The organism is Streptomyces chartreusis NRRL 3882 (assembly GCF_900236475.1).
Taxonomy (GTDB): domain Bacteria; phylum Actinomycetota; class Actinomycetes; order Streptomycetales; family Streptomycetaceae; genus Streptomyces; species Streptomyces chartreusis_D.
In genome coordinates this window covers 6,349,146-6,362,982 of sequence record NZ_LT963352.1, presented here as the reverse complement: position 1 = coordinate 6,362,982, position 13,837 = coordinate 6,349,146, and the positions used below count along the sequence as shown (strand labels likewise).

Below are 13,837 nucleotides of genomic sequence, written 5' to 3'. Positions count from 1 at the left end.
AGGCGTGCGGCTCGGTCTCGCCCTCGGCTACTGGGGCCGCGGCCCCTCCCCCGACCACGTGCCGCTGGCGCGGGAGGCGGAACGGCTGGGCTACGACTCCGTGTGGACGGCCGAGTCGTGGGGCTCGGACGCGTTCACGCCGCTCGCCTGGATCGCCGCCCACACCTCCACCATCAAGCTGGGCACGGCGGTCGCGCAGATGGCGGCCCGCCCGCCCACCACGACCGCCATGCAGGCGCTCACCCTCGACCACCTCTCCGGCGGGCGCATGATGCTCGGCCTGGGCCTGTCCGGCCCGCAGGTCGTCGAGGGCTGGTACGGCCGCCCGTTCCCCTCCTCGCCGCTCACCGCCACCCGCGAGTACGTCGACGTCGTACGGCAGGTGTTGCGGCGGGAGGCGCCGGTCGAGCTGGCCGGGCGGTTCCACGCCCACCCCTACCGGGGACCGGACGCCACCGGCCTCGGCAAGCCCCTCAAGCCGATCACCCATCCCCTGCGCCCGGACCTGCCGGTCCTGCTCGGCGCGGAGGGGCCGAAGAACGTCGCCCAGACGATCCGCATCGCCGACGGCTGGCTGCCGCTGTACTGGTCACCGACCCGGCCGGAGGTCTACGGCCCGGCCGTGCGCGAACTCCCCGAGGGCTTCCTCGTCGCGCCCCTGGCCCAGGTCCGGGTCTGCGACGACGTCGCCGAGGGCCTGTTGCCCGTCAAGGCCATGCTCGGCTTCTACATCGGCGGCATGGGACACGCGGCCCGCAACTTCCACGCCGACCTCATGGCCCGCATGGGGTACGAGGAGGAGGCCCGCCGCATCCAGGAGTTGTTCCTGTCCGGCCGCCGGGAGGAGGCCGTCCGCGCCGTGCCGGACGCCTTCGCCGACGAGATCTCCCTGGTCGGTCCGCGCGAACGGATCGCCGAGCGGCTGGAGTTGTGGCGCAAGGGCCCGGTGACGGACCTGCTGGCGCTGGCGCCCGACCCGCACACCCTGCGCGTGCTCGCGGAGCTCAGCTCCCGGTGAGCGGCGGCGGTCACCAGAAGATCGCGATCGCCTCCAGGGTCACCTCGCGGGTGTCCTCGCGCCAGCCGGTCATCTTGCCCAGGCAGCGGGCCGTGAAGGTGCCGGCCGGGATCGAGCGGCGCGCGTTCCCGGGGGCCACGACGCGCATGTACACCGGGGGCTGCTCGTCGCCGTACTCGGCCCGCAGGACGAACCCCTCCGTCACGTCGGGCACGCGGGTGAACACCCCTTTGACGGAGACGAATTCGCCGATGCGGCTCAGGGTCACCGCACGGCCGTCGGCCAGGTTGTCGGCGAGGTTCCGGTTCGGGACGACGGTCAGGGCGGTCAGGTCGGCGTGGACGATGGCGTCGGCCCGGTCGAAGGCCTCCATGACCACGCCGATCACGTTGATCGGCTTGTCCTTGCGCACGAACTTGCGGAACGTCTCCTGGCTGACGTCCCGCTTCAGCCGGAACCGGAACAGCCACGTCAGCACCCGGCTCCAGAAGCCGACACTCGTGTCGACCTTCGTCCGCAGCTCGACGGCCTCCTCCAGCGCGGACCGGTAGTTGCCGAGCTCGTACAGGTCCATGACCGCCTGCTCGTCCAGGTACAGGCAGATGCTGTACGCCGACTGCCAGCGCCGCAGGTGCCTGCGCCGCTCCCGGGCATGGCGCACCAGGACCACCGCGAGCACCACCGCGCCGGCGGCCGTCACCAGCCAGACCGTCATCCACGGCCACCAAAGGCTCCACCACAGTGCGTCAGTGACAGCCACGGATCTCCTTGAAAGCCTCGGAAAGGGACGAGCCGGCGGCGTCCACCATCCGTCCGCCGGTCCTCGCCGCCGCGCGCCGCAGCTCACCGGCGTCGGCCTCGCCGAAGTGGACGGGGTAGGCGGGGACGGCGGCGCGCACGGCGGCGGGCAGCGCCTGGTGGCGGCGGACGAATTCCGCGTAGGGCAGGCCCGCGTTGTTCTCGCCGTCCGTCATCAGGACGAGGGAGACGGAGCGGTCGGGGTCGGCGGCCAGTTCGCGGGCGGCGGTGCGGTAGCCGTGGTCGAGGGCGGACCACACGGCGGTGGCGTCGCCGTAGCCGCCCCGGGCGACGGTGTCGGCGAGGGCCGTCAGGTCCTTCGGCCCGGTGACGGTGACGGTCTTCTCCCCCAGCACCCGGCCGCCGAAGCGGACCACGGTCAGCCGCTCGCCCCGGTGGAAGCGGGTGAACTTGCCGGAGGCGGAGGGGTCCGCGCCGCTGAGTCCGGCGAAGGCCTCACGCAGGGCGGCCATCCGGGCGCCGCGCATCGAGCCGGAGAAGTCGAGCAGGAAGACCACCTGGCTCGTGGTGCGGCGGTCGGGATCCCCGTAGTCCGCCAGCAGCGTCGTGATGACGGCGGCTCGGTCGGGGTAGTAGAGGGCGTTGCCGACCGGTTCGCGCAGGGGCGCGTCCCGGGGGACCGTCGTGTTCACGGGGCGGCGCAGCGTGTGCCGCATGATCTCCCGCTGCACCGGGTCGCGCCGCAGCCACCGCGTGACCTTGTCGTACGCGGCCCGGTGGGCCGGGTTCAGCAGGAGCAGCGGGAAGTCGGCCAGGACCATGCCGTCCTCGGGGCGGATGACCTCCAGGCGGTCGTCGAGGCGGCCGGTGGCGTTGAGGGCGAGCAGATCGGACTCGTAGGTGATGAGGGCGTTGGCCTCGTCCTGGTGGTCGACGTAGGAGTCGACGAGGGCGGGGCCGGTGTCGGCGGTGAGGGTCTGGCCGGAGCGGAAGCCGCGCAGCCGGTCGCAGGAGACGTCCTCGGGGCGCAGCGCGGCTCCGGTGCCGGCCGCGGCGGTGGCGACGCCGACGAGGGCGGCGAGCCCGCTGCCGGCGTGCCGGGGGTCGGCCATGCCGAAGCGGACGGTGCCGTCGGCCGCGGCGTCGGCGATGTCCGCCCAGGTGAGCCGGGAGCCTGAGGTCTTGGCGCGGAGCTTGCGTGCCACGTCCGGCTTCAGGCCGATGACGACCGGTGACGTCATGGTGGCTGTGCGCTGCAGCCCCCGGGTGGCGTTCTTGTCGGTGAGACGCAGATAGCGGTCGGAGGACAGCCACGCGAGGTCGTACCGGTCGCGGTCCGGGGTCTTCGTCTCGGCGTCGGCCCGGTGGTCCAGGCGCAGGTCGACACCGGTCTCGTCCTTCAGTTCGCCGAGCAGCGGCGCCAGTACGGCGAGGTCGGGACTGGCGAGCACGCGCAACCGGACCGTGTCGTCGCCGTCGCCCGAGCAGGCGGTGAGGAAGGCGGCCACGAGCGCGAGGCAGAGGGCCGCCAGGCCCGCGCGGCGCCTCACCGGCTGCCCGTCCGGTCCGGGCAGTCGCCGACGATCTCGATCATCTTCTCCAGCAGGGGCAGGCTGGGCAGCACGGCCCGGGTGTCGTCGGAGGAGGTGGTGGGCACCGGGATGTGCCGCTCGGTGAGGAACCGGGTGAGCTCGTCGCCGGTCGCGCCGCTGCCGGCGTTGCGGGCCCTGAAGCCCAACTCCATGGCCCGGTGCTGGAGTTCGGGGTCCTTGCTGACCAGCTCGCCGAGCCGGGCGCCGTCGCCGGTCAGCGCGACGAGCTGGGGTTCGGTGACGAAGCGGGTGGAGGGGTAGAGCAGGACGCGCTCGTCGTCGGTCGCGCCCTTCGCGGCCACCTGCCCGATCTGGTGGGCGAGGAACTGGTGCTCGTAGATCACCGAGATCGGGGCGATGCTCTGCCCGTCGGGGGACAGATACGTTTCGGCGCGTTCGGAGGACGGCAGTCCCTGTTCCACGAGGAGCGGCTTGATCCTCCGGGCGAGCTGCTCGGCCTCGGCCTCGTTGTCCGGCGCGTCGTTCCCGTGCTCGACGAAGGCCACGAGTCCCAGGTAGGTGCCGGCGGAGTTGGCCTCGCAGATGTCCGAGGTCTGGGCGAGGATCTTGTTGCCGTTGCGGACGCGGTCGTCCTGGTCGATCTCGTCCCAGCGGTAGCCGTCCTCGGGGTCGCGCTGGACGCCCTTCCTCTTGCCGTGGGCCAGATCGAGGAACTTCCGCATGTCGAGGGTGTAGTACATCGGCCGACCGCCCGAGCCCGGCAGGCGCTTCGCGACGCCTTCGGCCCTGAGCACCTCGGCGTAGTCCCGGTAGGTGGCCAGCACGATGGGGCTGACGAACGGGCGGTACAGCAGCACCGGACGGTTCGCCCGGGCGCGCTCCCGGCTGATCAGGTCGGCGGCCGGCTGGCCGGAGGGGAAGACGACGTCGTACCCCTCGTAGTCCTGCTTGGCGATCTCACGCGAGCCCATGTTGGTGATGCGCACGCGGAAGCCGTGCTTCATGAGCAGCCGCTCGACCTCGGGGTCCTGGAAGAAGTCCCTCTTCGAGGCCATCTTGGCCTCTATGGTGACCACCTGGCGCACCGGCAGCAGCAGATTCCCGGAGGTCACGAGCAGGACCAGCCCGACGACCGGGACGGGCAGCGCCAACGCCAGTGCTCTGCGCAGGCGTCGGCGCGGGGGTCTGGTGACGGTTAACCGCGGTTCCTCGCTGGCGGGTCTGTGCTCGGGCACCTGCGTTCTCCCCCCGTGACACCTGTGTCCTCCCCCGTGTGGCCGGGCCAGGATTGTCGGTGATGCCGGTGTACCCCGAACGCCCCTTCCGGGAACGTCGGTTGAACGCAGTGAGGAGCAACCGGGTTTCACATGGGCGGCAGGGGCTACCCGATAGGCATGTCCCCTCGATATCGCAATGGTGCGAATCAGGCCGGCACGGTCATCGCCGTCGTCGCCGACATCATGGCTCTCATCCTGGGCCTGTGGATTCTGATGTACCTGCTGGACGCCAACCGCGCCAACGACTTCGTACAGTTCATCCACGACGCGGCCCGCTGGCTCGCGGGCTGGTCCCACGACCTCTTCACGTTCGACGAGGCCTGGGCCCGAGTGGTCGCCGGCTACGGCCTGGCAGCGGTGGTCTACCTGTTCGTGGGCCACGCGATCGCCAATCGCGTACACCGGCACTGAAAGACGCCGTAAGGGGCTCGTCCCTCAGGGGCGCGGGGAACGGCGCGAGAAACCACGCACAACCCGCGCCCGCAGTCAGGCGACAAACCCCCGAGCTCTCAGGCGCAGCACTCCGACTCCAGCCCCAGTGGCAGGTCCTCGCCGCCGAAGACCCGGCACGTGGCCTCATGTCCCCCCAGCGCGGCGACGGCCAGCAACACCGACCCCGCAGTCCACGTGGTCAGCTCCCGCGGCCAGATCGCGTCGTCCTCGAAGACGTACCCCGTCCAGTACAGGCCGCTTTCCGGATCGCGCAGGTGCTGGATCGACTGCAGGATCTCCAGCGCACGGTCCGACTCCCCCATCGCCCAGAGGGCGAGCGCGAGTTCGGCCGACTCACCCCCCGTCACCCACGGGTTGGGAACCACGCACCGCACCCCCAGCCCCGGGACGACGAACCGGTCCCAGTCCTCCTCGATGCGGGCCTTGGCCTCCGCACCGGTCAGGGCGCCGCCGAGCACGGGGTAGTACCAGTCCATCGAGTACCGGTTCTTGTCGAGGAACCGCTCCGGATGCCGGCGTATCGCGTGCCGCAGCGCACCCGCCGCCAACTCCCAGTCCGGCTGCGCCTCTTCCCGCTGCTCGGCGATCGCCAGCGCGCACCGCAGCGCGTGGTGGACGGAGGAGCTGCCCGTCAGCAGGGCGTCCGCCGTGTCCGTGCCGTCGTCGTCGCGCCGCCAGCCGATCTGCCCGCCCGGCTGCTGCAGGCGCAGCACGAACTCCACCGCCGCGTACACCGTCGGCCACATCCGCTCCAGGAACGTGTCGTCGCCGGTGGAGAGGTAGTGGTGCCAGACGCCCACGGCTGCGTAGGCGACGAAGTTGGTCTCGCGTCCCCGGTCGGTGACGTCGGCGAAGTCCCCGTCCGCGTACGCCGCGTACCAGGAGCCGTCCTCGTTCTGGTGCCGGGCCAGCCACAGGTAGGCCCGTTCGGCGGCCTCGTGTTCACCGGCCGCGTCGAGTGCCATCGCGGCCTCGACGTGGTCCCACGGGTCGAGGTGGTGTCCCCGGAACCAGGGGATCGCGCCGTCCTCGCGCTGCACGGCGAGGAGGCCAGCGACGGTCGCGGCGGCCTGCCCGGCGGTGAGGACCCCGGGCAGGACCAGGTGTTCCGTCCGGGGAGTCGTCACTGGGCGTCCGCCCCGGTGCCGGAAAGACGCGGCAGGTGCGGCTTGGTCGCGTACGCCACGAAACTCTTGCCGATCAGTGGGTTCAGCGCCTGCTCCGCGGCACGGGTGGCCAGCGGTTTCTTCATGATGTCCCAGACCAGCAGCTTGTGGTACGCCCGCACCGGCAGCGCCTTGTCGTTGTCGACGCCGAACGCGCACTTCAGCCACCAGTACGGGGAGTGCAGGGCGTGGGCGTGGTGGGTGCCGTACGGCTCCAGACCGGCCTCGCGGATCTTCTCGAGCAGTTCGTCCGCCTTGTAGATGCGGATGTGGCCGCCCTCGACCTCGTGGTAGGCGTCGGACAGGGTCCAGCAGACCTTTTCGGGGCCGTAGCGCGGGACGGTGACGGCGATGCGCCCGCCGGGCTTCAGCACGCGCACCATCTCGGCGAGGACGCCCTTGTCGTCCGGGATGTGCTCCATCACCTCGGAGATGATCACGACGTCGAAGGACTCGTCGGGGAAGGGCAGGGCGAGGGCGTCGCCCTCCATGGCCGTGGCGGTGGCGCCCTCGGGGGCCTCTCCGGCTTCCTTCATCGCCGCGAACCACTTCGCGACCTCGCGGATCTCCTCGGCGTTCTGGTCCAGCGCGACGACCTGTGCGCCGCGCCGGTAGCACTCGAACGCGTGCCGGCCGGCACCGCAGCCGAGATCCAGGACACGGTCGCCCGGGGCGAGCGGGAACCGGGAGAAGTCGACGGTCAGCACGTGGCCCTGCTTTCGGAGTTGACGCCTTCTACATCTGTGGTGGCCGCGGAGACCAGGGGCGCGGAGTCGTCGACGCCCGCCGCGGAGCCACCGGCAGCCGGAGACACGGCCTCTGCTGAAGCCGGGGACGCCGAGCGGTCACCGCCCACCGCGGAACCGCCGGATGCCCGGCGCGCAGGGCCGCCGCCGGCCGCTGCCGAGCGGCCCTCGGCGTCACCCCCGGCGCGGGCGATCGCCTCGCGGTACCGCGCCACCGTGCCCTGCGCCGCCCTGGCCCAGGTGAAGTGCCGCAGCACCCGCTCCCGCCCGGCCGCACCGAGCCGTGCGCGCAACTCCGCGTCGCCCAGCAGCCGGACCAGCCCCGCCGCCAGCGCCTCCGAGTCGCCCGGCGGCACCGCAAGGCAGGTCTCCCCGTCCCGGCCGGCGACCTCGGGGATCGCCCCGCCGGTCGTGGCGAGCAGGGGCGTCCCCGTCGCCATGGCCTCGGCGGCCGGCAGCGAGAAGCCCTCGTAGAGCGACGGCACACAGGCGATCTGCGCCGAGCGCACCAGGTCGACGAGTTCCGCGTCGGAGATGCCCTTGACGAACTCGACGGCGCCGTCGAGGCCGTAGCGTTCCATCGCCTGGGCGACGGGCCCCTCGGCCGGGCGCTTGCCGACGACGACGAGGTGGGCGCCGGGGTGCTCGGTGCGCACCTTGGCGAGTGCCTCGACGAGGTGGACCAGGCCCTTCAGCGGCACGTCGGCGCTGGACGTCGTCACGATCCGGCCCGGCACGACCGGCACCGAGGGGTCCGGGGAGAACAGGTCGGTGTCGGCGCCGATGTGGACGACGTGGATGCGGTCCTGGCGGACGCCGAGGTGGTCGACGATCTCCTGCTGGGACGTGCCGGAGACGGTGAGGACGGACGGCAGCCGCCGTGCGACGCGCTTCTGCATGCGCGTGAAGCCGTACCAGCGGCGCACCGAGAGGCGCCGCTTCCAGCCCTCCGCCGCGTCCAGCTCCAACTGCCGGTCCACGGTGATGGGGTGGTGGATCGTGGTCACCAGGGGCGCGCCCACGTCGCCCAGCAGCCCGTACCCGAGGGTCTGGTTGTCGTGGACGACGTCGAACTCGCCCCGGCGGGCGCGCAGGTGGCGGCGGGCGCGCAGCGAGAACGTCAGTGGTTCGGGGAAGCCGCCGGTCCACATGGTCGCGACTTCGAGCGCGTCGATCCAGTCCCGGTACTCGTCGCGCTTCGGCGTGCGGAAAGGATCCGGCTGGCGGTAGAGGTCGAGGCTGGGCAGCTCGGTCAGGCTCAGCCCGTCGTAGCCCTCGTCGAGCACGGGATACGGCTGTGCGCCGATGACCTCGACCCGGTGGCCGAGGCGGGCCAGTTCGCGCGAGAGGTGCCGGACGTAGACGCCCTGGCCGCCGCAGAACGGGTTCCCTTTATAGGTGAGGAGCGCGATGTGGAGCGGTCGCAAGCCGTCGGCGGCGGGGTCCTCCGGGGCCCCGGCCTCCCTGGCCTCAGCGGTCACTCTGGGCCCCCTTCTCCCTGCTCTGTCCCGCGAGATTACGCCGGGACGCTAATCTAGAACAAGTTCCAGACTTGATCGTTCGGAGGCTCTGAATCTACCGGCAGGTAAGGGTGCTGTGAGCAGTGGATCAGGTGATTCACGCCACGGCCGGCGCCGTGCCATGCTGTCTGATCACTCGTCCTCACGGACGGTCACGGAACGGGCCCGACCCATGCCCGCGGAAGCCAAGGTGAGCGCCAAGGTGAACAAGGTGGCCAAGGTGGATGCCAGAGCCACAGCCCCCGGCTCCCCGCCCCTGACGGAGCGGCAGGAGGCCCGCCGCCGCCGCATCCTGCACGCGAGCGCGCAACTGGCCAGCCGGGGCGGCTTCGACGCCGTGCAGATGCGCGAGGTCGCGGAGTCCTCGCAGGTGGCGCTGGGCACGCTGTACCGCTACTTCCCCTCCAAGATCCACCTGCTGGTCGCGACCATGCAGGACCAGCTGGAGCACATGCACGGCACGCTGCGCAAGAAGCCTCCGCAGGGCGAGACGGCCGCCGAGCGGGTCGCGGAGACGCTGATGCGGGCCTTCCGCGCCCTCCAGCGCGAACCGCATCTGGCCGACGCGATGGTCCGCGCCCTCACCTTCGCCGACCGCAGCGTGAGCCCGGAGGTCGATCAGGTCTCGCGCCAGACGACGGCGATCATTCTGGACGCGATGGGGCTGGAGCACCCCACTCCGGAGCAGCTGTCGGCGGTCCGGGTCATCGAGCACACCTGGCACTCGGCCCTCATCACCTGGCTGTCGGGCCGCGCCTCCATCGCCCAGGTCAAGATCGACATCGAGACGGTGTGCCGCCTGATCGATCTGACCGCCCCGGCCGCGCCCCCGGCCCCCTGACACGCGAAGGACCTACGAGACGGGTTCCCTTCGCCGGCATGGTCCGGATCAGGTTCTGGGGGTCGCCTTCCAGCCGTCGGACCTCTCGGTCCTCCGGCCTTCCGGCCTCTCAGCCCTACCGTCGCAGTCGGCACCGGCAGAAGCCGAAGCTTCCTGCCAGAGTCGGCAGACTCCGGTCGGACTCCCTCACTCGTCCCGTAGGCCACTTCCCAGGCTAGGACTTCTGGCCGTGGAGTGAAGCCCCTGTGCGGGATTTTTTACCTAAATGTCCCGATTAGCCCACATGGCCCACCTTGAGACCCCGGTCGCCGCGACGAAACACCGAACCGCAAGGAACATGAGGGAGTCAAAGCGACTTTTCGGGCGGAAGTGAAGGGTGACCCCATGCCGAAGTACCTCTTCAAGGTGAAGCTGACTCCGGACGGGCTGAAGGGCCTGCTCAAGGAAGGCGGGAGCAGGCGGCGCGAGGTCGTCGGGCGCACGGTCGAGGGCCTCGGGGGCCGGGTCGAGGCCATGTACTGGGCCTTCGGCGACGACGACGTCTACGTCACGGCCGAGCTGCCGGGCAACACCTCCGCCGCGGCCATGGGCATGGTCGTCTCGGCGGCGGGCGGGGTCCGCACGAGCACGGTCGTCCTGCTGTCGGCCGAGGAGGTCGACGAGGCCGTCCGGCAGCAGGTGGACTACCGAGCACCAGGCGCCTGACGGTCCCCGAACCGGCCACCCACCGGAGCCTGACGGGTTCCCGAACCGGCCACCCCACCGGACCCTGACGGGAACCCGAACCGGCCGCCCCGCCGGCCCCTGACAGGGCTCCGAACCGGCCAGCTCCCCAGCCCCGGACGGGACCCCGAACCAGCCACCCCACCGGACCCGAACGGGACCCCGAACCGGCCGCCCCGCCGGCCCCTGACAGGGCTCCGAACCGGCCAGCTCCCCAGCCCCGGACGAGACCCCGAACCAGCCACCCCACCGGACCCGAACGGGACCTCGAACCGGCCGGACCCGGACGGGAACGCGAACCCGCCGCCCCGCCGGTCCCTGGCAGGGGTCCGAACCGGCAGCCCGCCAGCCCCGGACGGGACCCCGACCCGGCCAGCCCGCCAGCCCCGGACGAGACCCCGAACCAGCCACCCCACCGGACCCGAACGGGACCCCGAACCCACCGGACCCGGACGGGAACGCGAACCCGCCGCCCCGCCGGTCCCTGGCAGGGGTCCGAACCGGCAGCCCGCCAGCCCCGGACGGGACCCCGACCCGGCCAGCCCGCCAGCCCCGGACGGGAACCCGAACCAGCCACCCCACCGGACCCGAACGGGACCCCGAACCAGCCACCCCACCGGACCCAGACCGGGAACCCAAACCAGCCACCCCACCGGGCCCTGACAGGGCCCCGACCCTCCACCCCACCGGCGCCTGACGGGCTCCCGAACCGGCCGCTCCGCCGGTCCCAAAACGGACCCCGAACCAGCCGCCCCGCCGGTCCCAGACGTGCCCGACCCAGCCACCCCACCGACCCCAGACGGGAACCGGAACCAGCACCCCGAACCAGCCGCCCCGCCGACCCTGTCGGCGTTTCCCGCCTGCCCCGGCCTTCGGGCGGGTGACGGGGATGTGACGGCTGGGCCTACTCCTCCGGTGGGAACACCGGCTCCCCGCTGTCCTCCAGCGTGATCGTGATCGCCTCCACCGGGCAGCTCTCCGCCGCCGCCAGCACCCGCTCGTTCGCGTCCGTGTCCGGGTCGGCCGGATGGGACTGCCGGGCGGAGTCCAGGCGGAAGCCGTCCGGCGCGTGGTGGAGGCACTGGGCCGAGCCGATGCACAGGGAGCGGTCGACCTCCACGTGCCAGCGGTCGCCCATCGCTACGCGTCCGCCGGGAGGTGGATCATCTTGTGCTCCAGGTACGCGCCGTACCCCTCGGGCCCGAACTCCCGCCCCAGGCCCGAGTTCTTGTAGCCGCCGAAGGGGCCCAGCATGTCCAGGCTGAAGGTGTTGACCGAGTACGTGCCCGTACGGACCTGCCGGGCGATCTCGATGCCGTGCTCGACGTCCGCCGTCCACACGCTGCCGCTCAGTCCGTAGTCGGAGTCGTTGGCGATCTTCACGGCGTCGGACTCGTCGTCGTAGGGCAGCAAGCAGATCACCGGGCCGAAGATCTCCTCGCGGGCGATGCGCATGGAGTTGTCGACGTCGCCGAAGAGGGTCGGCTCGACGTACCAGCCGCGGTCGAGGCCCGCCGGACGTCCACCGCCGGTCAGGATCTTCGCGCCCTCCTCCTGGCCGATGCGGATGTAGTCGAGGTTGCGCTGCTGCTGCCGGCGCGCCACCAGCGGGCCCACCTGGGTGGCGGGGTCCAGCGGGTCGCCGACCACCAGCGCGCCCGCCGCCGCGGCGAGGGCGTCGGCGAACTCGTCGTAGCGGGAGCGCGGGAGGAGGACGCGGGTCTGGGCGACACAGGCCTGGCCGTTGTTCATCCAGGCCGCGGGCGCGATGCCCGCCACGGCCGTCTCGACGTCCGCGTCGGGCAGGACGACGGCCGCCGACTTGCCGCCCAGTTCGAGCGTCACGCGCGTGAGGTTGCGGGCGGCGACCTCCATCACGCGCTTGCCGGCCGCGACGGAGCCGGTGAAGGACACCTTGTCGACGCCGGGGTGCCCGACCAGGTACTCGCTCACCTCCCGGTCGGCGGGCAGGATCGACAGCACGCCCTCGGGCAGCCCGGCCTCCCTCGCGATCTCGCCGAGCAGGTACGCGTCCAGCGGCGACTCGGGCGAGGGCTTGAGCACGGCCGTGCAGCCGGTGAGCAGGGCGGGGGCGAGCTTGGCGGCGGCGACGAACTGCGGGACGTTCCAGGGGACGACGGCGGCGACGACCCCGACGGGCTCGCGCCGGACGAGGATGCGGCCGAGCACGCCGTCGCGCCGCTCCTCGTACGTGAAGTTCCGGGCGACGGTGATCGCCGAGTCCCAGACCATGACGGCGCCGAGGGCCTGGGCGAGGACGCTCCAGGAGTACGGCGAGCCGTTCTGGCCGGAGATCACGCGGGCGATCTCGTCGTGCCGGGCGGCGATCCCGTCCTTGATCCTGCTCACGACCTCGATCCGCTCGTCGAGGCTCATGCGCGGCCAGGGGCCCTCGTCGAAGGCCCGCCGGGCCACCCCCACGGCCCGGTCCACATCCGCCGTCGAGGCGTGCGGGACGCGCCCGATGACCTCTTCCGTGTGCGGCGAGATCACCTCGATGACGTCCTCGCCCAGGGGGTCGGTCAACTCCCCGCCGACGAACAGCTTTCCGTGTTCCACGAGCTCTGTCATGGCCGACTGCCTTCATATCTGACGGTGTTTCAGGAACTGATACCAGTTCTCGTTATAGTGGGCAATGGCCGTGGAACGGAGGGCAGATGAAGAGCAGCCAGGACCGCGAGCCCATACCGGCGGTGTACGACCACGGCGGAGGCGTCCGGTCCCTGCGGGTCCCCATCCCGGACAACCCCCTCGGCCACACGCTGGTGTACGTCGTCGACACCGACCGGGGCCCGGTGCTGATCGACACCGGCTGGGACGACCCGGCGTCCTGGGACACCCTCGCGTCCGGCCTCACGGCGTGCGGCACCTCGGTCGCCGAGATCCACGGCGTGGTCGTCACCCACCACCACCCGGACCACCACGGCCTGTCCGGCCGGGTCCGTGAGGCGTCGGGCGCGTGGATAGCGATGCACGCGGCGGACACCGCGGTCGTACGGCGGACCCGGGAGGCCCGCCCCGAGAGCTGGTTCTCGTACATGACGGCCAAGCTCGCCGCCGCGGGTGCCCCGGAGGAGCACATCGCCCCGCTGCGCGCGGCCCGGCACCGCACCCTGCCGGGCCTCTCCCCCGCCCTGCCCGACCGCGACATCCTCCCCGGCGAACTCCTCGACCTCCCCGGCCGCCGCCTGCGCGCGATCTGGACCCCGGGGCACACGCCGGGCCACGTCTGCCTCCACCTGGAGGAGACCCACCCCGCCCGGCTCCACGGCCACGGCCGCCTGTTCTCCGGCGACCACCTGCTGCCCGAGATCACCCCGCACATCGGTCTCTACGAGGACCCCGACGACACCACCGTCACCGACCCCCTGGGCGACTACCTCGACTCCCTCGAACGCGTGGGCCGCCTGGCCCCCGCCGAGGTGCTGCCGGCCCACCAGCACCCGTTCCCCGACGCCGCCGCCCGCGTCCGCGAACTGCTCGCCCACCACGAGGCCCGCCTCACGGACCTGCTGACCCTCCTCGCCGAGCCGCTCACCCCCTGGCAGCTCGCCGAACGCATGGAGTGGAACCGCCCCTGGGCCGACATCCCCCACGGCTCCCGCACCATCGCCGTCTCGGAGGCCGAGTCCCACCTGCGCCGGCTGGTCAAGGCGGGCCGGGCGGAGGCGGTGCCGGGGAGTGATCCGGTGACGTATGTAGCGGTGCAATGAGGTGGCAAACCCGGCGGCGCCGGGACGCCGGGGTGCTAGGAAAGCCC

Annotated in this window: 13 protein-coding genes; 5 read left to right on the top strand and 8 right to left on the bottom strand. The window is 72.1% G+C overall.

What is annotated here, in order from left to right; genetic code table 11:
* Positions 1 to 4 precede the first annotated feature (4 nt).
* Positions 5 to 1,018 carry an LLM class F420-dependent oxidoreductase gene (locus SCNRRL3882_RS28780; protein WP_010048449.1) on the top strand — a complete coding sequence of 338 codons (1,014 nt, stop codon included), beginning with the start codon at positions 5 to 7 and terminating at the stop codon, positions 1,016 to 1,018.
* Between the two features lie 10 nt (positions 1,019 to 1,028).
* Here the strand turns inward: SCNRRL3882_RS28780 and SCNRRL3882_RS28775 are convergent, their stop codons facing one another.
* From SCNRRL3882_RS28775 to SCNRRL3882_RS28765, 3 genes are read right to left on the bottom strand one after another with little or no spacing between them, the layout of a single operon-like run.
* Complete coding sequence (locus SCNRRL3882_RS28775) at positions 1,029 to 1,778, bottom strand: hypothetical protein (RefSeq protein WP_158688482.1); 750 nt, start codon at positions 1,776 to 1,778, stop codon at positions 1,029 to 1,031.
* Entirely contained in the window at positions 1,765 to 3,327 is a 1,563-nt protein-coding gene (locus SCNRRL3882_RS28770; RefSeq protein ID WP_010048446.1) for a vWA domain-containing protein, read from the bottom strand. Before SCNRRL3882_RS28770 ends, SCNRRL3882_RS28775 begins: the two co-directional genes overlap by 14 nt.
* Complete coding sequence (locus SCNRRL3882_RS28765) at positions 3,324 to 4,481, bottom strand: hypothetical protein (protein ID WP_010048444.1); 1,158 nt, start codon at positions 4,479 to 4,481, stop codon at positions 3,324 to 3,326. Before SCNRRL3882_RS28765 ends, SCNRRL3882_RS28770 begins: the two co-directional genes overlap by 4 nt.
* Before the next feature lie 243 nt (positions 4,482 to 4,724).
* On the opposite strand from SCNRRL3882_RS28765, the gene SCNRRL3882_RS28760 reads away from it, so the two are divergent.
* Positions 4,725 to 5,018 carry a hypothetical protein gene (locus tag SCNRRL3882_RS28760; RefSeq protein WP_010048443.1) on the top strand — a complete coding sequence of 98 codons (294 nt, stop codon included), beginning with the start codon at positions 4,725 to 4,727 and terminating at the stop codon, positions 5,016 to 5,018.
* A 98-nt stretch (positions 5,019 to 5,116) separates the two neighbouring features.
* Here SCNRRL3882_RS28760 and SCNRRL3882_RS28755 read toward each other — a convergent pair whose 3' ends face one another.
* Genes SCNRRL3882_RS28755 through SCNRRL3882_RS28745 form a run of 3 tightly spaced genes read right to left on the bottom strand, consistent with a single transcriptional unit; the run spans position 5,117 to position 8,453 of the window.
* A complete protein-coding gene (locus SCNRRL3882_RS28755) occupies positions 5,117 to 6,187 on the bottom strand; it encodes a prenyltransferase (protein ID WP_010048442.1) in 1,071 nt (356 codons plus the stop codon).
* Positions 6,184 to 6,933: a class I SAM-dependent methyltransferase gene (locus tag SCNRRL3882_RS28750; RefSeq protein ID WP_010048441.1), complete on the bottom strand. Its 750-nt coding sequence runs from the start codon at positions 6,931 to 6,933 to the stop codon at positions 6,184 to 6,186. The genes SCNRRL3882_RS28755 and SCNRRL3882_RS28750 overlap by 4 nt, the downstream gene beginning before the upstream one ends.
* The gene (locus tag SCNRRL3882_RS28745) at positions 6,927 to 8,453 is read right to left on the bottom strand and encodes a glycosyltransferase family 4 protein (RefSeq protein ID WP_010048440.1); all 1,527 of its coding nucleotides are present in this window, start codon (positions 8,451 to 8,453) and stop codon (positions 6,927 to 6,929) included. The genes SCNRRL3882_RS28750 and SCNRRL3882_RS28745 overlap by 7 nt, the downstream gene beginning before the upstream one ends.
* Positions 8,454 to 8,664: 211 nt before the next feature.
* Between SCNRRL3882_RS28745 and SCNRRL3882_RS28740 the strand changes: the two genes are divergently transcribed.
* Both SCNRRL3882_RS28740 and SCNRRL3882_RS28735 read left to right on the top strand, forming a co-directional pair.
* On the top strand, positions 8,665 to 9,333 hold the full coding sequence (locus tag SCNRRL3882_RS28740; RefSeq protein WP_010048438.1) for a TetR family transcriptional regulator: 669 nt from the start codon (positions 8,665 to 8,667) through the stop codon (positions 9,331 to 9,333).
* Positions 9,334 to 9,717: 384 nt separating this feature from the next.
* On the top strand, positions 9,718 to 10,038 hold the full coding sequence (locus SCNRRL3882_RS28735) for a GYD domain-containing protein (protein WP_010048436.1): 321 nt from the start codon (positions 9,718 to 9,720) through the stop codon (positions 10,036 to 10,038).
* A gap of 922 nt (positions 10,039 to 10,960) precedes the next feature.
* On the opposite strand, the gene SCNRRL3882_RS28730 is transcribed toward SCNRRL3882_RS28735, so the two are convergent.
* On the bottom strand, positions 10,961 to 11,194 hold the full coding sequence (locus SCNRRL3882_RS28730; protein ID WP_010049179.1) for a ferredoxin: 234 nt from the start codon (positions 11,192 to 11,194) through the stop codon (positions 10,961 to 10,963).
* A gap of 2 nt (positions 11,195 to 11,196) precedes the next feature.
* Positions 11,197 to 12,648 (bottom strand): aldehyde dehydrogenase, encoded by a 1,452-nt coding sequence (locus SCNRRL3882_RS28725; protein ID WP_010049176.1) that lies wholly within the window; start codon positions 12,646 to 12,648, stop codon positions 11,197 to 11,199.
* A gap of 113 nt (positions 12,649 to 12,761) precedes the next feature.
* Here SCNRRL3882_RS28725 and SCNRRL3882_RS28720 point away from each other — a divergent pair, with 113 nt between their 5' ends.
* Positions 12,762 to 13,790: an MBL fold metallo-hydrolase gene (locus SCNRRL3882_RS28720; RefSeq protein ID WP_029181826.1), complete on the top strand. Its 1,029-nt coding sequence runs from the start codon at positions 12,762 to 12,764 to the stop codon at positions 13,788 to 13,790.
* Positions 13,791 to 13,837: the final 47 nt, after the last annotated feature.